This window comes from Plantactinospora sp. B6F1, assembly GCF_040120695.1.
Taxonomy (GTDB): Bacteria; Actinomycetota; Actinomycetes; order Mycobacteriales; family Micromonosporaceae; genus Plantactinospora.
This window is the reverse complement of record NZ_JBEEAC010000008.1, coordinates 139012-159233: the sequence shown is the minus strand read 5'-3', so window position 1 is coordinate 159233 and position 20222 is coordinate 139012. Positions and strand designations below refer to the sequence as shown.

Here is a 20222-nt window from a genome sequence, read left to right as displayed (position 1 = left end):
CGAGCGCCGCAACGAGTCCGCGCGCAGATCGATACCGCGCAGATCGATACATAGACTAGTCTTAACACAGTCGCGCACTGCCGGGCGCCCCGTTTCCTTCCGCTGCCAAAGCCGGGTCCAGACGGCGACGCGCAGCCAGGGGTGTCGCGCCCGGGAGCTTCGGAGATGTGCCGGCCACGTGGCTGGTCGCAGGGTGGCCGGTTGCAGGTGTACCAGCGAAACGGGGAGAGGTGAGCGATCCAGGCCCTGAACGCAGACCGGAGATCTCCGCGTCGTCTCCCGACGGGGCGATCTGGGCGGTGACCACCGACGGCACGGACCTGCGGATCAGCTTCAGTTACGCGGCCTTCGGGCGCTACACCGACGCCGACCTCGCGCATCAGTTGAGCCGTCTCGGCCAGGCGATGTGGGTCGCCTTCCAGCGGTCCCAGGACGACCTCCACGAGCGACGGTTGGCCTCCTTCCGCGTCGCTCCCGACCCGAACAGCCCACCCGACCCGATCCCGGGACAGGCCGCATACGCGGAGGCGCTCAACCAGGTGGTCGCGGTCGGCACGTCACCGGATGGGGCCATCGTCGTCCGCACCACCGGCGCCCTCTACTGGACCGTGGAACTTGCGGACGGCACCCTGGCCAGGTTGGGTGAGGCGGCCTTCCTGTCCCAGCTCACCGCGGCGGTGCAGGCGATGCTGGCCGACCGGGAGACGAAGATCGCCGCCCTGAAGGCGGAGTTCCTCGACCTGGGCGTGCCGAGACGCTGGACCGAGCTGCTGGACCAGCTACGCAGCCAGAACCGCGCCAGGAACAACCGACGCTGAAAGGCTGAGGCTCCGAGCGAGCACGTCCGGCGTGAGCGGGAGACAGGTCACCGGATACTTTGATCGAGTTTGTGATTACACCTCCGTGATGGCGTTATTCAAGTTCGTGATCAGTGGCGAGCAGCGGTTCGTTGCCGCAGTTGTAGCTTGTGACGCCGCTGCCGCAACTCGATTGTGGGTATGCGTAGCGCCGGACGATTTGGCGACCGGAAGTAGTTGGGTCGGCTGCTGGAGCGGTGGAGCCGGCAAAGCGGAAACGGCATCTTCTCTCGGGCGACTACTCGAAGAACTCAACGCGGAAATTGCGCGTGTGGCACGCATGGGGGTGTTCGGCGCCTATCTCGACGATCATCTCTTCTTCGACGGGTGGGATGCTTGGGGAAGCGGAATCCCGGCACCGATAGCCAACCTTCGTCCTGTCGATGTGCTCGCGCGCGCGGAAAGCTGCCGTTCTAGCGGTGACCTCGTAGGTAGAATTTTCGGCCGTGGATGGCGAATCAGCGATTCCGTTTAGAAATTGGCCAGATTCGGCGGGGGCCGGGCGGGCGTTTCAGTGCGCGAGTACGCAGGCATGCGAGGGATCGCCTCGCTCGCCGCCGATTTCGTCCCAGATCTGGGCGAACAAGTCGCGAGCGGCTTTTCGCTGGCCTTGATGATGATGCAACTGCGCGCCTTCGTTGATGCGGGTGAGCGTCTCATCGGTGATCATCAGCTGCTCCTGTCCCGGCTCATGTCGCGACGATGGATGGATCGTCGGCAGGTTCCAATCTTCACCCTGGCCGGGGGACTGGCCTGGCACAAACGCTGATCTTGGTTCGGCAACCTCGTGCGGATCCCGGTGTGGTTTGGCATGGCACCGATATGGCAGTGCCGCAGCGAGGAAACTCCGGGTCAGGCGAAGAGCGTCAGTGGCTGATCCGAGGTGCGGATGCTGCAGGTGAGCCGGCGCGGTGACGGGAGGAATTCCGATGAATGTCATTCCATGTACTGAATGAATGCCATTCTGTGTATCGGTAGCTTCGTGGCAATCCGTACGTTTCTGGGCACCTGTGGCGTCCCGGAATGATTCGCCTGGTGACTTGGGTCCGACACTTCGGCACCATTCTGATCTTGGTGATTGTTACGTTAATATCTCGCCAACTCCGAAAAGAGGTGGGTCGATGGCCCAGGATCTGCTCCTGCGTGCGCCCAGCGGAAACGCCCTCCTATTGGGTCTTGCCCCGGATCCCCCGGTGTCCACTTTCAGCATGACGGCACGGTTTGTCGGCGGGAGGTTCGCCCGGGTTTTCCAGGTCGGCCAGCCCGGCTTCTACCAGGCCGGCAACGAAAGCCTGATGCCGGCCGTGGTCAGGGACCGGTTCGTCTTCGACGGACGGGAAGTACGGATTGCCACCGGTCTGGACGGAGTCAATGCCTCGGTGGGGTTGATCGACCACTATCACGAGGTCGTCACCATCTACGGCGGCCCACCGCCAGGACGCCAGGAGGTCATCTCGCTCTTCGAGCAGCTCGAGTTCAGGGACTCGCCGGAAGGCATGGTGATCCGGCCCTGGGGTGACCTGGAGTTGAGCGCGGAGGCGGTTTCGGTCTATGTGGACGGCCGGGGCACCATCACCGTGCCGTCCAACGACAACGCGGCCGACCTGCGACCGGACTACAAGGGCACCCCGACCCGCTACGGCGAGCTGTGGAAGCGGGAGGGCCAGCTGCCCGACCGGAAAGGCGACGGGGTCAACACCTTCGTCTACCTGCTCGGCACCACCCGGGCCATCGCGGAGATCGTCTTCCCGGACACGTCCGAACCGCACGAGACGCCACACCCGGAGGTCAAGGACGAGGTCCTGCTCGAGTGGCTCTACGAGCTCAACCCGCGCTGGGAGGGCTGATGTCCCCCTGGCTCGCGGTCGTGGTGCTGACCTGGGTCGCGCTCTTCGTCCTCTATCTGGGGCTGGCGGCCACCCTGCACCGGGTCAACCGGCTCGGCGTCGAGCTGGCCGCGATCCGCGCCGACGGCGGCGCCCGTGCCTCCGGGGTACGGCTCGCGCTCCCCGCGCTCGCGACCGACCCCGGCAGGACCGTCGTCCTCGCCGCCGATTCCACCTGTTCGGCCTGCCAGGGAGCCGCCGCCGAGCTGGGCGAACGGGCACCGTCGTCCCTGCTGCTCACCTACGAGCCGCCCGAGGAGTGGCACGGCACCCCGTTGACGGTCCGGCAGGACCCGGAGTCGTGGCAGCGGCTCGCCCACCTGTCACCGCCGGTGCTGATGACGGTCGACGCCACCGGTCAGGTGGTCGAGCTGGCCCTGCCCACGCAACCCGGAGACGTCACCGCCGCGCTGACGGCCTGGGGGATGGTCCCGGAGAGGAGTGCGACATGAAGCTGACCTTGGACAGCATCGTCGACGCCGACAAGGCGCCGGAGAACCCTGAGCCGACCACGGTGCTCTCCGCCGTAGCCGGAAAGCGCCATCGGCGATCCTTCCTGCGCGCCATCGGCTACGCCGGGATCACCATCGGTGCGCTGGCCCTGGCCGGGCCCTTCGGCGGGCGTACCAGGCTGGCCTGGGCGGAGACCGGGCCCGGCGGGTTGACCGGGCACGACGGCTGCGGCGGCATCAACTACACCCCCACCCCGGACACCCACGGCATCTACACGACCGCGCCGCCGGCCTGTTACGGCGGGTCGTACCGGGGCTGGAACTGGTGCTCCTCGGCCGGCTGGCACCGGTCGACCTGGGCCCGGTCGGCCGACAACAAGTGGTGCTGGCACATGACCCCCCGATCCGACGTCTGTGGCAACCCGGCCCGGAACGCGTGGCGGTGGGCCACCGGCGACGGGCGGCTCTGGCGCTGCTCGGACGGAAACAGCATCGTCTTCCGGATGTCCGACAACAAGAAGTACGGCCCCTACCTGAGCATCTGCCGGGCACGAGTGTGAGCGTCACCTGCGGGGCGCGGGGTGTGAGCGCCACCTGCCGGGCGCGGGGATGAGTGCCCCGTCGGCGCCCCGGCCCATCCGCCGCCGATGGCATCCGGTGCTCGTCGCCGGCTGCCTCGCCGGCGTCGCCGCCCTCGCGGCCGTCGCGGCGATCCGTGACACCGGTCCGGGCTTCCTGCTGTGGACGATGCTCGGCGCGACCGCCGGTTTCGCGACCAGTGGCTCGGTTTGAAGCCGCAACTCGGCGTTCATGCTGAACTCGTCGGTCTGGCGAGGTCGTGGAGCTAGGTACTTCTTCTGCACCGGGCTGGTCCTGGGCGCGCTGACCACGGCGCTCGGGCTGCTCCTGGCCGGATCGCTGCTCCGGCTGGCCGCGCCGGAAACGGTCTGGCGCTATGTACTCGCCGCGGCGATCGGCGCCCTGGCGCTGCGCGAGTTCGGGGTGCTGCGGTTCTGGCTGCCGCAGAACAAGCGGCTGGTCCCCGAGCACGTCAACCGGCACGGCCGAGTCTTCGGCCCGCTCCAGTTCGGCTTCGAGATGGGGACCAGCATGCGGACCTACACCCCGAGCGCACTGCCACACGCCGCCGCGTTGAGCGTCGCCCTGTTGGCCGGACCGCTCGGGGCGGTCGCGGCGGGGATCGGGTTCGGGCTGGGCCGGTCCGCGATGACGATCGGCAACCTGCGCTACAGCGACGACAACCGGTGGGACCTGGCCTGGATCGCGCACGAGCGGCTGATCCGCGTCATGCTCGTCGCCGGGTTCCTGGTCAGCGCCGGGCTGCTGCTCGCCGGCTGACCCGGCGGTCCGGGGACCCACCATCCGATCGAGCCGATCTCTGCGCACCGGCCGATTCCGGCTGTGAAACCGCAGCCTCCGGTGGTCTGACCAGGTCCGGTAGGGCCTCCCCTACCGGCGATATTCCCGCTCACCGGCTGTCATCCGGACAGACTGCTTCATAGGGTCGCAGGAAACGCATAGAAAATGATTCCTGTCCGTCCGGAGGTAGTCAGAGTGAATCTGTCCGTCGAAGACCCGCCCGCCGGGAGTCGAGCGCTCTCCGGGACACCCTCCCGGATCGTCGACATCGACGCGTTGCGCGCCGTGGCGCTGCTGCTCATCCTGGTCGTCAACATCGCCTACTTCGCCGACGGCTATTCCTTCCAGCTGGTTCCGGATCCCGCGCACGACTCGTGGGGCGACCAGGCGGTCCGGTGGCTGATCGAGATGCTGTTCGCGATGAAGGCGTACCTGCTCTTCTCCTTTCTGTTCGGCTACAGTTTCACGCTCCAGCTCGATTCCGCCGCGCGGCGCGGCGTCGACCCTGTCCCACGGTTCCGGCGCCGGATGGCCGGGCTCTTCGTGCTCGGCATCCTGCACGCGGTGCTGCTGTTCCAGGGCGACATCCTGACCGCGTACGCATTGCTCGGTCTGGTCCTGCTCGCCATGCGGAACGTCCGCGTCGGGACCGCGCTGCGCGCCGCCGTACTGCTGACCGGTGGGATCGGTTTCGTCCTCGCGCTCGCCGCCACCGGCGGGACCGAACTGGTCACCGACCCGGCGGCGGCACTCGCGGCGGGGCAGCGGTCCACCGAGGCACTACAGGGCGGGCTCGGCTCGTTGATCGCCGAGCACGTACGCCAGCTGCCGGCGATGCTCGGCGCACTCCTCGTGCAGGGGCCGCTCGCCCTCTCCGCCTTCCTCTTCGGTTACGTGGCCGGGCGGCGCCGGCTCCTCACCGATGTCGGCGGGCACCGGCAGCTCCTGCGCCGGGTGCAGCGGGTGGGCTATCCGGTCGGCCTGGCCGGTGCGGTGATCTTCGCATCGGGCGGGGGCACCGCGAACCTGACCGGGCTGACGGCGGGCGTGCTCACCGCGCCGCTGCTCGCGGCCGCGTACGCCGCCACCCTGCTCCAGTTCTTCCAGACCGACCGGGGACGCCGGGTCGTCGCCGTGCTCGCGCCGGCCGGCCGGATGTCCCTGTCGAACTACCTGGGTCAGTCGCTGCTCTGCGTGCTGGTCTTCACCGGCGTCGGGCTGGGCCTCGCCGGTGCCGTCGCACCCCTGGCCGTCGTGTTCATCGCGGTCGCGATCTACTGTGTGCAGCTCGCCGTCAGCGCGGCCTGGATGGCCCGGTTCCGGTACGGACCGATGGAGTGGCTGTTGCGGGCCTGGACCGAGCAGCGGTGGCCACGGCTGCGAACCGGTTCCCCGGCATGACGGCTCTTCGAGGTTGAGCGGGGTTGAGGTGTCCGCGGTGGACCACTGCGCGGACTGACAAACGCCACCACGTGATTGCGTACGGCTCACGAAGACGCGCACCCTCCGGCGCCGACACACTCCCGACATGTGGAGAACACTCAGACGGGGCATCGTGGCGTTGGCCGTCGCGCTCGCGATGCTGCTATCCGGGGCGGCCCAACCGGCACACGCCAACGCCGACGGCGCAAGCAAGAACGTCACCGATCTGGCGCTGCTCGCGTACCAGGTCTTCAAGGCCCGTGGCTTCACGGCCGAACAGATCGCGCAGTTCGTCCAGCTGGTGCTCGGAGCGGTCAGCGCGACCGACAACGCGATCCGGGACCACATCGACGGCCTTGAGGCGTCCGAGGTACTGGGGCACCTCCGCAGGGTCTCGTACGAGATGTCGGAATACCAGGTGATGCGGGAGAACGAGATCTGGCGGGAGACGTACCCGTGGACGGTCGCAGGCTTCGCGACCAACGCCTTCGAGAAGTACCACGCGGTCCAGTCGCGCGTGGCCAAGGACCAGATCGGCCTGGCCGGACAGAGCCTCTACTCGACCCTGCTGTCGGTCGCCACGGACGCCGGGTTGAACAACCTGGTGGGCAGGGCCGACACCGACTACGTCACGCTCATGCAGAACATCGTCAGAGACCTGGAACCAACGTGCACCCGGGTGCCCGCGCCGGACAACACCCCTCGGGACATGACCTTCATCCACACCTGCGAGGCGGCGAACGGCAACGAGGCCGTCGGGTACGAGATCGTCACTGGCGGTGTCCTGGTCAAGGGACCGCCCAACAGGGAAGCCCTCAAGAACGAGGCCGCCAAGGACTCCGCCTGGCTGGCAGCCAAGCAGACCCTCGCCAGGATGGAACGTTAGGAGACCGTCGTGAGCAGAAGACTACGCAACTGCGTGATCGCCGCCGGTGTGGCGGTGGCCGTCGCGGTGGCACCGGTCGCCACACCGGCTCAGGCCGCGCCGCGTACCGGTGACATGCAGGTGATGTTCTTCGACTGGACCAGCCTCGTGGTGGCGGTCGCCGGGCATCTGCTCTCCGGCGGCAGCTCCGACGCGCCGTCGCTGCAGGCGGCCGTCGACCAGATCATCGCCGCCGTGGAGCAGACGGAGCGCGACATCATCGCCCACACCGACCTGATCGCCGCCGCCGACGTGCAGGCCTGCGCCCGCCAGCACACGATCGAGTTCAGCGACATCGACAACATGGGCAACACCGTCCGGCAGCTGTGGGCCCAGAACGCCACCGGCTGCGCCGCCCTGGCGACCTCGTACGTCAGCACGGTCACCACCCCGGCGGCGGTGGACAACATCGGCCACGTGTTGCCGTCGCTGTTCGCGATCGTGGTCGCCGCCCGGGCCAGGGCCGGCCTGACCAACGGCATCAACCTCGTCATCCAGGACCAGATCCGCAGCTACGAAGCGGTCGTCGCCAAGCTCACCCCGACCGACTGCGTGAAGAGGCGGACCCGCGATCCCGGTTACCCGGTCGAGAAGTGGTGGGAGTGCACCGCCTACAACGGTCATGTGGGCAGCTCCAACGTGGTCGTCGGCGACCTGCGCGAACCCAACCGCACCCAGGCCGAGGACCGGGCCACCAACGGCACCAGCCGTCCCGTCGCCAAGTCCGCCCTGCCCCAACTCCGCGCCCTGGGAGTCTGACCCGTCACCGCCACCGCCACCGCTACTGCTACCCGGGCCGCACGGCCGCCCCCGTTGCCGTGCGGCCCGGGTCCGTACTACACCGGCCGGTGCCAGCGGCGGGGCCGGACCCCGCAGGCGACCGTGGTGGGGGGGCGCGCCTCGCGGCGCGCCCGCTACGGACTCGTTCCCCGGCAGACGAGACGACATGGCCGGCTCCACCGGGAGCAGGGTCCGACGATACGTACTCTTCGACCAGTGGAAGAGATCGTGACGTACCTGGAGATGACTGCCCGTGAGCAGCTCGACCCGGCCGATCCGGTGCCCGGCCTGACGTTGGAACCCCTGCACCGCGACTCGCCGTTGGTCATCGAGCTGCAGGTCAGGATCGGCACCCCCTACGGCTGGAGGTGCGCCAGCCGGACGGAGGCGGACTGGGCTGCCTGGTTCGCCCGGTATCCGGACCGGATGTTCTGGCTGCTGTCGTTCGAGGGCGAGCCCGTGGGCCTGGTCGCCTACGACCTGCACCCCGGCGACGAGGTGGAGATCGAGACCTTCGGGCTGGTACCGGAGTTCGTCGGCAGACGCCTCGGCGGGTACGCGTTGACCCTCGGGATCCAGCGGGCCTGGGACCTGACTCCCACGGTACGGCGGCTCTGGCTGCACACGTCGTCGATGGACCATCCGCGCGCCCTGCCCAACTATCACCGCCGGGGTTTCCGCACTTTCCGGACGGAGACAGGCGACCGGGCCTGACCGAGCGGGCCGATCGCCGTAGGGAGCGTCCGTGACGGACGTGGCAGCAGCCACGCCGTCGTGGGCGCGACTCGGACCGTCGCTGTTCGGGGCTGTTCGGAACTGTTCGAAGAAACGTATCCTCCGTCATGCCGTTGTCGGCTCTGTGAACACGTCGTCCGGACGAATACTGGCTAGAAGGAAAAGACGCGAACTGATCCGAACAGAGATTGTCTTGTGGGGACTGGATGGTTGCGGCAGGCTCGGCAACGAACGAGCACGATCCGAGCCGTACGGTGAGAGGACGGGTTCACATGAGACTACTCCGAATGGCGTTAGCGACGTTCGCCCTCGTCGCGGCGTCCATGGTGGCGTTTGCCGCTCCGGCGCAGGCAGAGCAGGGCTGGCAGGCATGGGGTCCCTGGAAGACGCACTTCGGCTCCGGCAAGACCTTCCAGTGCCGCAACTACGTGGATGCCACCACGGTGGGATCTCGGCTTCTCCTCAGTGCCTCCCTCGAGTGCACGTCCACGACGAGTGCAGCTGTCTACCTGACCTCGTCGCCCCAGGGTGGCATCACATCCAAGTTCTGCTACCAAACCAGTACCTGCTACATCTCGAAGTATGTCAACAACCCCTCCGGCACCCAATCCTGGATGGTGCTGAATACCTCCAATATCGGAGGGTCCGACATTCCCCAGGCCAGGATCGATTTCAGGGTCTGACCGACGTACTCGAATGCGGCGGCTTGCTCTGCCGGAGCGTGAGTTCCGGCGGAGCAGGCCGTCGGGCCGTCCCCGGTGAAGTTTTCTCCAGAACGAGTTCGTGCAGGTGGGCACGAGGATCGACAAGGAGTGCATCGGCTGACCCACCCGCCGCCGCCACCCGACGACCACCTATCGACCGTGGACCAACGGTCCGACCCGGGCCGTCCGCAGAGTGGATTCGGTGGTCGGAGGGTCGGCGCCCGGTCGGACCCGGCGGGCATGATGGGCAGGTGCCGCGCCGGCCGATCCGGAGTCGGCGACGTACGACCGGGAGACAGGAAGACATGGCCACTACCGCCGACACGACCATCGCCGCGCTCCGTTCGGGCCACGACGAACTCGCGGCGCTGGTCCGCGACCTCGGCCCGACCGACCTGAGCCGGCCGTCCGGGGCCAGCGAGTGGCAGGTGTCGCAGGTGCTCAGCCACCTCGGCAGCGGCGCCGAGATCAACGAGGCCACCCTCGACGTGGCGCTGGGTGAGCGTCCCGCGCTGGAGGCGGACTTCAACAAGCAGGTCTGGGCCCGGTGGGACGCGATGACTCCGATCGCGCACGCCGAGGGCTTTCTGAAGGCCAACCGGCGGCTGGTCGAGCGGTACGAGTCGCTGGACGCGGCCACCCGGTCCCGGGTACGGATGGACCTCGGTTTCCTGCCCGAGCCGGTCGACCTGACGACCGCGGCCGGGATGCGGCTCAGCGAGTTCGCACTGCACCAGTGGGACGTGGAGGTCGCCTTCAACCGGTACGCGACGGTTGCCCCGGAGGCGGTGCCGCTGCTGCTCGACCGGCTCGACGGCCTGCTCGGCTGGATCGGCCGGCCGGAGGCGGTCGGTGCCGGGCCAGTGGAGCTGGCGCTGCGGCTGACCGACCCGGACCGGTCCCTGGGGCTGCGGCTGACGGACCGGGTCGAGTTGGTGGAGCTGCCGGAGCAGCCGGCCGGTGAGATCAGCGGACCGGCCGAGGCGTTCCTGCGGCTGGCCGCCGGCCGGCTGGCGCCGGAGCACACGCCGGACACGCTGGCCGTGACCGGTGCGCTCGACCTGGACGACCTGCGCCGGGTCTTCCCCGGCTACTGACCGGCAACGGCGTCCAGGGCGCTAGAACGGCGTGACCACTGAACCTTTTTCAACCTGAACCGCGCGGCGCTCACACACCGCGTCCTGCCTTGCGCTCCGACGGACCGCAAGGGGAGGTTGAAAAAGGTTCACTATCCGGTCCGGGACCGGCTCCAGTCCCGGACCAGCTGGTCCCGGGGACGGTGGCGAACGTGCCGCCGACGGTCCGGACGGGGTGCGCCGTCCGGAATCGAGCGGCACCCCGACGGCCGTGGGTCAGGTGTGGCCGACGGATCGCCACTGCCGTTCGGGTTGCTCGCCGGAGGCGGTGACCAGGGCGGAAAGCAGCCGGACCACCTGTTCGGCCCCGTCGAGGGGGGCGCTCTCGACGAGCTTCGCGAGTGCCGCCGTCCGGCGCTGGATGATCCGCTCGACCACCTCCCTGCCCTCGGCGGTGAGGATCAGCCAGGCCACCCGCCGGTCGGGTGGCCGGTGCTCGCGATGGATCAGACCGCGATGGATCAGCCGGTCGCAGAGCCGGGTGACCGTGGATGGATGCACACCCAGCGCCCGCGCCAGGTCGATCGTGCGCTGCGGTCCGTGGGTGGCGAGCACCACGACCGTCCGGTACTGGGGCAGCGTGAGGTCGATGTCGAGCGAGCCGAGGCTGCGTGCGGTGAGCCCGACCAGCACCCGACTCAGCGCCGCCAGGGCCGCCACGAGTTCGTCCCGGATGACGGCGGACGATGCCGGCAGATCCGGCCGATAGGCAAGGTCCACCTCGTCCGGCCCGGGTGGCGCCGTGTCGCCGTCGTCCCGCCGGACCTCCCCGGGACGCCGGTCGGGAAGGTCGCCCGACGCCTCGCCCGATGCCCCGGTAGTCCTCGCCGCACCGGTAGTTCCTGCCGAGGCCAGGCCAGTCCCCGTCGAGGCCAGGCGAGAGCCGCGAGGACCGCTAGCGTACTGTGCCACCTTACAATGATTGCAGCTATGCAGGTATCTGCGCGAGAGGAGGGCTCCGTCCACGGCGGGCTGTACGCCGGTCCCGGACCGAGTGCCGCTCCGACCAACCCGCTGGGAGTAGTGATACGTGACCTTCCTGGAGTACCTGGAAAGCCGTCGTGAACTGCTGATCGCCCAGACCGTGGAGCACGCCAGCATCGTGCTGATGTCGGTGGCGCTGGCGACGGTCCTCGGAGTTCTGATCGGTGTCGCCACCTACCGCCATCCGCGGGCCCGGGCGATCGCGGTCGCGGTCGCCGCCGCGATCCTGACTGTGCCGTCGTTCGCGTTGCTCGGACTCCTGATCACCCCGCTGGGGCTGGGCTACCTCCCCGCCTTCGCAGCCCTGAGCATGTACGCGTTGTTGCCGATTATCCGTAACACGGTGGTCGGGCTCACCGAGGTCGACCCCGCCCTCACCGAGGCGGCCCGGGGCATCGGGATGAGCCGGATCCGGGCACTGGCCACGGTCGAGATGCCGCTGGCCTGGCCGGTCATCCTGGCCGGGATCCGGATCTCCACCCAGATGACGATGGGTATCGCCGCTATCGCCGCATACGTCGGCGGGCCGGGGCTCGGCAACCAGATCTTCTCGGGCCTGGCCAACCTGGGTGGGGTCAACTCGCTGAACCAGACTCTTGTCGGCACCGTGGGGGTGATCGCCCTCGCCCTCCTCGTCGATCTCTGTCTCTGGCTGCTCGGCGTGTTCACCCAGCCCGGACGCCGGGCCCGATCCGGCGGTACCCGGCTGGCCGGGGTGAGTCGGGCGGATCTGCCGGCCGGTGCTCAGACCACGCCGGTGGCCGGCGCCCCGATCCCGGTCACCACAACGACGGAAGCGGGAGTGCTCCGATGACCGACGACGTGATGATCGAGCTGCGCCACGTCAGCAAGTCCTACCGGACGCAGCAGGCCCCGGCCGTGGAGGACGTGTCGATGACCATCCGTCGCGGCGAGATCGTCGTGCTGGTGGGCCCCTCCGGTTGCGGCAAGACCACCACGATGAAAATGATCAACCGGCTGATCGAACCGACCAGCGGCCAGATCCTGCTCGACGGGGCCGACGTGACCGCGCTGAACCCGACCGAGCTGCGACGCCAGATTGGTTACGTCATCCAGCAGGTGGGCCTCTTCCCGCACATGAGCGTGGCGACCAACGTCGGGCTGGTGCCGAAGATGCTCGGCTGGAGCCGGAGTCGCGTCGAGGAGCGGGTGGACGAGTTGCTGCACCTGGTCGGGTTGGAGCCGGGCGAGTTCCGGCACCGGTTGCCACGCCAGCTCTCCGGCGGGCAGCAGCAGCGGATCGGAGTCGCCCGCGCCCTGGCCGCCGACCCTCCGGTGATGCTGATGGACGAGCCCTTCGGCGCGACCGATCCGCTGACCCGCGACCGGCTCCAGAACGAGTTCCTCCGGCTTCAGGAGCGACTGCGCAAGACGATCGTGTTCGTCACGCACGACTTCGACGAGGCGGTCAAGATGGGTACCCGGATCGCGGTGCTCGGCGATCGGTCGGTCATCCGGCAGTTCGACACTCCGGAGAGACTGTTGGCCAGCCCGGCGGATCAGGACGTTGCCCGGTTCATCGGCGCCGGCGCCTCACTCAAGCAGCTCAATTTGCGCCGCGTCGACGCGGTCGACTGGGACGAGGCCCAGTTGTGCCAGCTCGACGAGTCGCCCCCGTCCGTGCTGCGTCGCCTGGCGGAGACCGGCGAATGGGCCCTGCTCACGGTCGACAGTGAGCGCCGGCCGGTGCGCTGGGTGGGGCCACGTGACCTGGAGCCGGCACAGAACGACCTCGACGGGGTGGGTCTTCCGGTCACCACCGTCGAGCCGCGCGCCACGCTGCACGACGCGCTCGACGCGATGCTCGCCTCCAGCTGCGGCGCCGTGGTGGTGGTCGACGACGCCGGCCGTTACCGCGGGGTGTTGAGCATCGACCAACTGATGCGGGCCATCGGCGAGATGCGCGCGGTGGAGCGCGGGCGCGACCGAGGTGCCGCCGAACCGCCGCCGTGGCGCATCGCGACCGTGCCCGGTCCGCGAACTGCGACGGAAACCGGAGAGCAGCGGTGACAGCGACGGTCGTCGCGGAGCCGGACCTGTCGGCCCCGCCGTCGCGTTGGCGGGGCATGCTGCGTCGGCACTGGGTCATGCCGGTCGTGCTGGTTTCGGCGTTGCTCGGCACCTATCTGTGGCTGGGCTCCCGCAACCTCGACGACATCGAGCGACGCTCGCTCAACGCTGAATACCTGATCCGGGTGACCGGTCAGCACGTGTCGCTGACGGCGTTGACCACGCTGTTCGTCGTCGTCATCGCGGTGGGCGCCGGCGTCCTGCTGACCCGGCCCGCGCTGAGCTGGCTGGCCCCGGTCGCCACCGCGCTGGCCAACATCGGCCAGGCGACTCCGGCGATCGGACTGCTGGTGCTGCTCAGCATCTGGCTGGGCATCGGCGCCACGACCGCGCTGATCGGGCTGGTCGCCTACGCGGTACTGCCGGTGCTGCACAACACGATCGTCGGAATCAACCAGGTCGACCGGCACCTGATCGAGGCGGGACGGGGCATCGGCATGTCGCCGCTCGCCGTCCTGGTCCGGGTCGAGCTGCCGTTGGCCGTGCCGGTCATCCTCGCGGGCGTACGGACCGCGCTCGTGCTGGCGGTGGGAGTCGCCACGATGGCGACGTTCATCAACGCCGGCGGGCTCGGTGGGCTGATCGTCACCGGGATCAAGCTCCAGCGTGATTCCGTGCTGGTGACCGGCGCCGTGCTCACCGCCGTACTCGCGCTGACCCTGGACTGGCTCGGTGGAGTCGTCTCCGACCTGCTGCGTCCTCGCGGGCTCGACTGATCCACCCAGTCGGTCGACTCCGTTCCCTTCCGTTTCTTCACCTACCGGTGCTGCGGCGCCAAGGAGGTTAGTTATGCGTACCCGACAGTTGATGGCCCGCCTGGTGGCGGGCACCGTGATCATTGGCCTGGCCCTGACCGGATGCTCGGTGACCACGGAGGACTCCGGCGCGGACGTAGCCGTGGGGGAGGGGTCGATCAAGCGGGACGAGTCGCTGGTCGGGCAGACCATCGTGGTGGGGTCGAAGGACTTCACCGAGAACATCGTCTTCGGCCACATCACCATGGCGGCGCTCAAGGCCGCCGGCGCGACCGTGACGGACCGGACGAACATCAAGGGCTCGGTGAACGTCCGCAAGGCCCTACTCGCGGGTGAGGTGCACGTCTACTGGGAGTACACCGGCACATCCTGGATCACGTACCTCAACCACACGGATCCGATCCCGGACGCCGCGCAGCAGTACGAAGCGGTGGTCAAGGAGGACAAGGAGAAGAACAACGTCGTCTGGGCGAAGACCGCGCCGGCCAACAACACCTACGCCATCGCGGTACGCGAGGCGAAGGCCACCGAGTGGAACCTCAAGACGCTGTCCGACCTGGCCGCGTTCATCAGGAGCCACCCGGCGGACGCTACGTTCTGCCTGGAGAGCGAGTTCGTCGGCCGCAACGACGGCTGGCCGGGGATGACCAAGAAGTACGGCATGGAGGTACCGGCCGGCAACATCAAGACCGTGGACACCGGGGTGGTCTACACCGAGACCCAGAAGGGCACCTCGTGCAACTTCGGCGAGGTGTTCACCACGGACGGGCGGATCAGCAACCTCAACCTGGTGCCGCTGGAGGACGACCTCAACTTCTTCCCGATCTACAACCCCGCGCTGACCATCAACGGGGAGATCGCCGCGAAGTTCCCGTCGCTGGTGACGTTGCTCGACCCGATCACCGCCAAGCTGGACGACGAGACCATTCGGCAGCTCAACGAGCGTGTCGACGTCAAGGGCGAGCCGGTGGGACAGGTCGTCGCGGACTGGATGACGGAGCAGGGCTTCATCGGCTGAGTCGAAGCGAGAGCCACGGGCCGCCTCCCGGATCGGGAGGCGGCCCGCGTCGATTGCGAACTTGACAGACTTCGTCAAGTACTTGACGATGACCGTCAAGTAGGAGGAGGTCAGATGCCGCCCAGCCATGGCGAGTTGGTCGAGCAACTCATCCGGACGATGGACGTCCGGCTGCTCGACCCGCTGGAGATCCTGCTCGACGGCGACGACGTGGTGGAGGCGCTCCGCGCCGCGGTCCGCGCCCGGGCCGTGGCCTGGGCGCACCGGATGGTCAACGGGGACGACCGGGAGGCGATCGGGATCGTCATCCGGGTCGTCTCGACGCTCTATCCCAGCGACGGCCCGTTCGCGCCTCCGCTCGACTGGTGGCGCAGCCCGCTGGGCCAGGTCGTGGCGCGTCGGGTCGGGCACCCCACCGCCGAATCGGTGACGTACGCGGTGGCCGGGGCGATGCTCGGGATCACCCGGCAGGGCGTCCACGACCTGGTCAACCGGGGCAAGCTGGCCCGTCACCCGGAAGGCGGCGTGCTGCCCTCCTCCGTTCGCGACCGGCTACTGGAGGAAGGACGGCCCCGCCGTGCCTGACACACCCCGCAACTGCGAGACAACCATCGGATCCGGCTCGGTACCGATCGTCGCCCGGGACCTCGGCGGCGCTGGCGCACCCATGCTGCTGCTGCACGGCGCGGGCGGCAACCTGGTCACCATGACCGGGCTGGCCGAGTTGTTGCGCCCGGCGTACCGGGTGGTCACGGTGGACCTGCGCGGGCACGGCCGCTCCGGCGACGGCCCCTGGAAGTGGGACGAGGTCCTCGACGACCTCGATGCCGTCGTCGACGAGTTGGAGCTGACCCGCCCGGCGGTGGCCGGCATGTCGCTGGGCGGCATGCTCGCCAGCCTCTGGGCGGCCCGCCACCCGGACTGTCCCGGCGCGGTCAGCCTGGACGGCAACCCCACCCCGAGCCGGCCGGAGGACCTCGCCGGCCTGGCGCCGGACCGGGCGGCGGCCGAACTCGCCCGGCTCCGCGAGGTCTTCGCCGGGATGTCCGCCGCGCTGGCCCGGCCGCTCACCGCGGAGCAGGTCGCGGCGGCGATCGAGGGGCAGCGGGCCATGGCCCGGCAGTACGGCGCCGCCGAGGAGGTCTGGGTCGAGGCGTTCCGGCGCAACCTGGTGCCGGCGGACGACGGGGCGAGCCGGCTGCGCCCCGATCCGGAGCTGACCGAGGAACTGCGGCTCGCCATGCAGTCGCTGGACCTCGTACCGGCCTACCGTGCCGTCCGTTGCCCGCTGCTGCTCGTACTGGCCACAGTGGACATGCCCGAACAGCGCCCCTTCCATGACCTGTACGTCGCGCACCGGCGTCGGGTCCTGGAGCGACTGGCGGCCGTCCGGGACAACCCCTGCCTGACAGTGCTCCCGCTGAAAGGCGCCAGCCACGCCATGGTGGCCGAACGCCCGCGCCAGCTGGCCGAACTGATCACGGCGTACCTCTCCCGCTGAGCCACGGCTGCCCTCCGGTCCGCCACCGACCTCCGGTCCGCCACCGACCTCCGGTCCGCCACCGACGGGTCGGTCGCGAATCGGCTGGGCGGATCCGCTGCGGGCTTGCGGATAGTGCCCCTTGTTCTAGTAGAATACGAACATGTTGTTTCGGGTGTCACCGGGCAGCGGCGTGCCGCTGGCCGAGCAGATCGCCGGCAGCGTGCGCCGGGCACTGGCCGACGGAGCGATCGGCCGGGGAGACCGGCTGCCGGCCGCACGGGAGCTGGCCGACACGCTCGACGTGAACATGCACACCGTGCTCCGGGCGTACGCGGCGCTGCGCGAGGAGGGGCTCATCGAGCTGCGCCGGGGCCGGGGTGCGGTGGTGACCGGGGAGATCCCGCACGAACGCGCCCGGGTTATCGAGTCGGTACGGGAGTTGGTGACAGCTGCCCGCCGCGCCGGCGTCGGCTTCGACGAGGCGGTCGCTCTGCTGCGGCAGCAGTATTCGAAAGAGGTGAGCGTATGAGGAACGTCCGGTGGACGGTCGGCAGCGGTCTGCTGCCGGCTGCCCTGATCGGCGGTGCGGTGGCGGTGACCCTGACCTGGCGAAGCCGCCTACCGGAGAGCCTGCCCAATTCCGGCGGCGTCGGTGACCGGCCGATGGTCGACACCATCGCGGTCGACACCCTCGCCGCCGTGCTGCTCGGCGCCGCGCTCACCGTCTGGGCGGCTGGGCTGCTGGTCTTCGCGTTGACCCGCCGGATCTCCGGCACCGCGCGGCACTGGCTGCGGCTCGGCGCCCAGGTCGCGGTGAACGGCACCGCGGCGGCGGCCGGCACGGTGCTGCTGATGACGTTGGCCGCCGCACTGGACGCGCCGACCGCCGCCGACGTACGCCTCTCCTGGGGCTACTTCGCCGCGCTGATGGCGCTGCCGATGTTGGCTGCGGCGGTCGCTGGGCTGCTGGCGTACCTGTTGGCCGGGGCGGCGCCCCCGGCGTCACCCGGCGCCGGGTCCCCGGCCCTGACCCGGGCGGCGGCCCAACAAGCCGTCCCGAACCAGGCCGCCGTCCCGAACCAGGCCGCCGTTCGGGACGTGGCCGCCGGGCCGGCGCTGGCGGCGGGTACCGACGAGCGGCTGCTCTGGTGGGAGTTCCGGGCGCTGCGTCCGGTGATCTGGACGACCGGGGCGCTGGCCCTGACCGGGGTGCTGATGGTCGCCGTGCTGGTGCCCCTGGTCGGCGTCGTGGGCTGGGCCGGTGCCGCACCGATGGTGTCGGCCCTGGCGATGCTGCCGTTCACCCGCTACCGGCTGGTCATCGACGGCGAAGCGGTCCGGGTGGCGGTCGGCCCGCTGCGACGGCGGGTGCCGATCGCCGCGATCGCCGTCGCCGAGGCGGACCACCTGGCGGTGGAGGACTGGCTGCTTCGCTCCGTGCTGCGTGGTTCCGCCGCCCGTGAGGTACCGCTGATGCCCGGCCCCGCGCTGGCGCTCCGGCTGACCGACGGCACCCGCCGGCTGGTCACCTGCCGGGACGTGCCGACCGCGGTGGCGATGGTGAACACCCTGCGGGCCCGCCAGGCCTGACGGAGCGGCGAGCGCGGCTCACCCGTCCGGGGTGGTCCGCGCCCGCCGTCGGGCTCACTCCGGGACGCGCCGGTAGGCACCGTCGCTGGCCGAGGTCGCCATCGAGGCGTACGCGCGCAGCGCGGCGGAGACCTGCCGGTCCCGGTCCACCGGCGTGTACGGCCGATCCCGCTTCTCCTGGGCGATCCGCCGCGCCTGGAGCACCTCCGGCGGTACCGCCAGCTCGATGCTCCGGTTCGGAATGTCGATGACGATCTCGTCGCCGGGTTCGACCAGCGCGATCAGTCCGCCGCCGGCCGCCTCCGGGGAGACGTGCCCGATGGAGAGCCCGGAGGTGCCGCCGGAGAACCGGCCGTCGGTGATCAGCGCACACTCCCGGCCGAGGCCGCGTCCCTTCAGGAACGAGGTGGGGTAGAGCATCTCCTGCATTCCCGGCCCGCCCTTCGGGCCCTCGTAGCGGATCACCACCACGTCACCGGCGACGATCTGCTTGCCGAGGATCGCCTCGACCGCGGCCTCCTGGGACTCGTAGACCTTGGCCGGGCCCCGGAAGGTGAGGCACTCGGCCGGCACGCCCGCGGTCTTCACCACCGCGCCGTCCGGGGCCAGGTTGCCGTGCAGGATGGCCAGTCCGCCGTCGGCGGTGTAGGCGTGCTCCCGGTCCCGGATGCAGCCCTCGGCCGCGTCGGTGTCCAGCTTGGACCAGCGGTTGGTGGTGGAGAACGGCTCGGTGGTGCGTACCCCGCCGGGGGCGGCGTGGAACAGCTCGATCGCCTCCGGGCTGGCCTTGCCGCCCCGGATGTCCCAGTCGGCCAGCCACCGGTCCAGGTCGGTCGAGTGCACCGAGTGCACGTCCCGGCGCAGCAGCCCGGCCCGGTCCAGCTCGCCGAGGATCGCCGGGATGCCGCCGGCCCGGTGCACGTCCTCCATGTGGAACTTGGGGGAGTTCGGGGCGACCTTGGCGAGGCAGGGCACCCGGCGGGAGATCTCGTCGATCTCCGCGACGCCGAAGTCCAGCTCTGCCTCGCGGGCCGCGGCCAGCAGGTGCAGCACTGTGTTGGTGGAGCCGCCCATCGCCACGTCCAGGGCGACGGCGTTTTCGAACGCGGCCCGGGAGGCGATCGACCGGGGCAGCACCGAGGCGTCGTCGTCGGTGTACCAGCGGTTGGCGATCTCCACGACGACCCGGCCGGCCTCCTCGAAGAGCGCCCTGCGGGCGGCGTGGGTGGCCAGCACCGACCCGTTGCCGGGCAGGGCCAGGCCGATCGCCTCGGTGAGGCAGTTCATCGAGTTGGCGGTGAACATGCCGGAGCAGGAGCCGCAGGTCGGGCAGGCGGAGCGCTCGATCGCGCCGAGCTGGTCGTCGCTGACCGCGTCGTTGGAGGAGGCGATCATGGCGTCGATCAGGTCGATCTTGTCGTGCACGATCCCCTCGATCGCCACCGTCTTGCCGGCTTCCATCGGGCCGCCGGAGACGAAGACGGTCGGGACGTTCAGCCGGAGCGCGGCGAGCAGCATGCCGGGGGTGATCTTGTCGCAGTTGGAGATGCAGACCAGGGCGTCCGCGCAGTGCGCGTTGACCATGTATTCGACCGCGTCGGCGATCAGCTCGCGGCTGGGCAGCGAGTAGAGCATCCCGCCGTGCCCCATCGCGATCCCGTCGTCGACCGCGATGGTGTTGAACTCCCGGCCGACGCCGCCCGCCTCGGCCACCGCGTCGGCGACCAGGCCGCCGAGATCCTTCAGGTGGACGTGTCCGGGCACGAACTGGGTGAAGCTGTTCGCGATGGCGACGATCGGCTTGCCGAAGTCGTCGTCGGTCATCCCGGTGGCCCGCCACAGCGCGCGGGCGCCGGCCATCGTCCGGCCGTGTGTGGAGGTCTTCGACCGCAGGTCAGGCATCCGACAAGTGTGGCACCCGGGCCCGCGTTCCGCCGCCCCCACAGTCCGTCGCGTCCAGCCAGCGGGACGCGACGCGGGTGAGGAAGGGCCCCGCTGACGATAAGCGGGGGCCCTTCCTCACA

24 protein-coding genes are annotated in these 20222 nt (G+C 69.6%); 21 read left to right on the top strand and 3 right to left on the bottom strand.

The features are described 5' to 3' along the window. The first annotated feature begins 230 nt into the window (after nt 1-230). Nucleotides 231-818, top strand: coding sequence for a hypothetical protein (locus ABNF97_RS13915; protein ID WP_130464427.1), 588 nt, complete (start codon nt 231-233; stop codon nt 816-818). 88 nt (nt 819-906) lie between these two features. Further along, nucleotides 907-1332: a hypothetical protein gene (locus ABNF97_RS13910; RefSeq protein ID WP_207230611.1), complete on the top strand. Its 426-nt coding sequence runs from the start codon at nt 907-909 to the stop codon at nt 1330-1332. 36 nt (nt 1333-1368) lie between these two features. On the opposite strand, the gene ABNF97_RS13905 is transcribed toward ABNF97_RS13910, so the two are convergent. After that, on the bottom strand, nt 1369-1527 hold the full coding sequence (locus tag ABNF97_RS13905) for a hypothetical protein (RefSeq protein ID WP_349338764.1): 159 nt from the start codon (nt 1525-1527) through the stop codon (nt 1369-1371). A 538-nt stretch (nt 1528-2065) separates the two neighbouring features. On the opposite strand from ABNF97_RS13905, the gene ABNF97_RS13900 reads away from it, so the two are divergent. The 11 genes from ABNF97_RS13900 (at nt 2066) to ABNF97_RS13850 (ending at nt 10238) form a co-directional block, all read left to right on the top strand. After that, nucleotides 2066-2704, top strand: coding sequence for a hypothetical protein (locus tag ABNF97_RS13900; RefSeq protein WP_130464426.1), 639 nt, complete (start codon nt 2066-2068; stop codon nt 2702-2704). Further along, nucleotides 2704-3195, top strand: a complete 492-nt coding sequence (locus ABNF97_RS13895) for a hypothetical protein (RefSeq protein ID WP_349338763.1) — start codon at nt 2704-2706, stop codon at nt 3193-3195. Before ABNF97_RS13900 ends, ABNF97_RS13895 begins: the two co-directional genes overlap by 1 nt. Further along, nucleotides 3192-3755 (top strand): hypothetical protein, encoded by a 564-nt coding sequence (locus ABNF97_RS13890; protein WP_130464424.1) that lies wholly within the window; start codon nt 3192-3194, stop codon nt 3753-3755. The genes ABNF97_RS13895 and ABNF97_RS13890 overlap by 4 nt, the downstream gene beginning before the upstream one ends. 49 nt (nt 3756-3804) lie before the next feature. Further along, a complete protein-coding gene (locus tag ABNF97_RS13885) occupies nt 3805-3987 on the top strand; it encodes a hypothetical protein (RefSeq protein WP_130464423.1) in 183 nt (60 codons plus the stop codon). A gap of 18 nt (nt 3988-4005) precedes the next feature. Next, entirely contained in the window at nt 4006-4554 is a 549-nt protein-coding gene (locus ABNF97_RS13880) for a hypothetical protein (RefSeq protein WP_349338762.1), read from the top strand. Between the two features lie 216 nt (nt 4555-4770). Then, the gene (locus tag ABNF97_RS13875; RefSeq protein ID WP_349338761.1) at nt 4771-5976 is read left to right on the top strand and encodes a DUF418 domain-containing protein; all 1206 of its coding nucleotides are present in this window, start codon (nt 4771-4773) and stop codon (nt 5974-5976) included. 127 nt (nt 5977-6103) lie between these two features. Continuing rightward, nucleotides 6104-6883 (top strand): hypothetical protein, encoded by a 780-nt coding sequence (locus ABNF97_RS13870; protein ID WP_349338760.1) that lies wholly within the window; start codon nt 6104-6106, stop codon nt 6881-6883. Nucleotides 6884-6892: 9 nt separating this feature from the next. Continuing rightward, a complete protein-coding gene (locus ABNF97_RS13865; protein WP_349338759.1) occupies nt 6893-7681 on the top strand; it encodes a hypothetical protein in 789 nt (262 codons plus the stop codon). A 237-nt stretch (nt 7682-7918) separates the two neighbouring features. Next, a complete protein-coding gene (locus ABNF97_RS13860) occupies nt 7919-8416 on the top strand; it encodes a GNAT family N-acetyltransferase (RefSeq protein ID WP_349338757.1) in 498 nt (165 codons plus the stop codon). A gap of 308 nt (nt 8417-8724) precedes the next feature. Beyond that, nucleotides 8725-9120: a hypothetical protein gene (locus tag ABNF97_RS13855; protein WP_130464417.1), complete on the top strand. Its 396-nt coding sequence runs from the start codon at nt 8725-8727 to the stop codon at nt 9118-9120. Between the two features lie 326 nt (nt 9121-9446). Beyond that, nucleotides 9447-10238, top strand: coding sequence for a maleylpyruvate isomerase family mycothiol-dependent enzyme (locus ABNF97_RS13850; RefSeq protein ID WP_130464416.1), 792 nt, complete (start codon nt 9447-9449; stop codon nt 10236-10238). Nucleotides 10239-10493: 255 nt separating this feature from the next. Here ABNF97_RS13850 and ABNF97_RS13845 read toward each other — a convergent pair whose 3' ends face one another. Then, nucleotides 10494-10997, bottom strand: a complete 504-nt coding sequence (locus ABNF97_RS13845) for a MarR family winged helix-turn-helix transcriptional regulator (RefSeq protein WP_349338756.1) — start codon at nt 10995-10997, stop codon at nt 10494-10496. Between the two features lie 310 nt (nt 10998-11307). Between ABNF97_RS13845 and ABNF97_RS13840 the strand changes: the two genes are divergently transcribed. The 8 genes from ABNF97_RS13840 (at nt 11308) to ABNF97_RS13805 (ending at nt 18198) form a co-directional block, all read left to right on the top strand. Further along, entirely contained in the window at nt 11308-12075 is a 768-nt protein-coding gene (locus ABNF97_RS13840) for an ABC transporter permease (protein WP_349338755.1), read from the top strand. Next, a complete protein-coding gene (locus ABNF97_RS13835; protein ID WP_130464413.1) occupies nt 12072-13292 on the top strand; it encodes a betaine/proline/choline family ABC transporter ATP-binding protein in 1221 nt (406 codons plus the stop codon). The genes ABNF97_RS13840 and ABNF97_RS13835 overlap by 4 nt, the downstream gene beginning before the upstream one ends. Beyond that, nucleotides 13289-14068, top strand: coding sequence for an ABC transporter permease (locus tag ABNF97_RS13830; protein WP_349338754.1), 780 nt, complete (start codon nt 13289-13291; stop codon nt 14066-14068). Before ABNF97_RS13835 ends, ABNF97_RS13830 begins: the two co-directional genes overlap by 4 nt. 73 nt (nt 14069-14141) lie before the next feature. Next, nucleotides 14142-15125 carry a glycine betaine ABC transporter substrate-binding protein gene (locus ABNF97_RS13825; RefSeq protein ID WP_130464412.1) on the top strand — a complete coding sequence of 328 codons (984 nt, stop codon included), beginning with the start codon at nt 14142-14144 and terminating at the stop codon, nt 15123-15125. A gap of 114 nt (nt 15126-15239) precedes the next feature. Then, a complete protein-coding gene (locus ABNF97_RS13820; protein WP_130464411.1) occupies nt 15240-15710 on the top strand; it encodes a hypothetical protein in 471 nt (156 codons plus the stop codon). Continuing rightward, nucleotides 15703-16626: an alpha/beta fold hydrolase gene (locus ABNF97_RS13815; RefSeq protein ID WP_349338753.1), complete on the top strand. Its 924-nt coding sequence runs from the start codon at nt 15703-15705 to the stop codon at nt 16624-16626. The genes ABNF97_RS13820 and ABNF97_RS13815 overlap by 8 nt, the downstream gene beginning before the upstream one ends. 142 nt (nt 16627-16768) lie before the next feature. Continuing rightward, entirely contained in the window at nt 16769-17137 is a 369-nt protein-coding gene (locus tag ABNF97_RS13810) for a GntR family transcriptional regulator (RefSeq protein WP_130464410.1), read from the top strand. Continuing rightward, nucleotides 17134-18198 carry a hypothetical protein gene (locus tag ABNF97_RS13805; protein WP_349338752.1) on the top strand — a complete coding sequence of 355 codons (1065 nt, stop codon included), beginning with the start codon at nt 17134-17136 and terminating at the stop codon, nt 18196-18198. The genes ABNF97_RS13810 and ABNF97_RS13805 overlap by 4 nt, the downstream gene beginning before the upstream one ends. Before the next feature lie 54 nt (nt 18199-18252). Here the strand turns inward: ABNF97_RS13805 and ilvD are convergent, their stop codons facing one another. Further along, nucleotides 18253-20100: a dihydroxy-acid dehydratase gene (gene ilvD, locus ABNF97_RS13800; protein WP_349338751.1), complete on the bottom strand. Its 1848-nt coding sequence runs from the start codon at nt 20098-20100 to the stop codon at nt 18253-18255. Between the last annotated feature and the right edge of the window lie 122 nt (nt 20101-20222).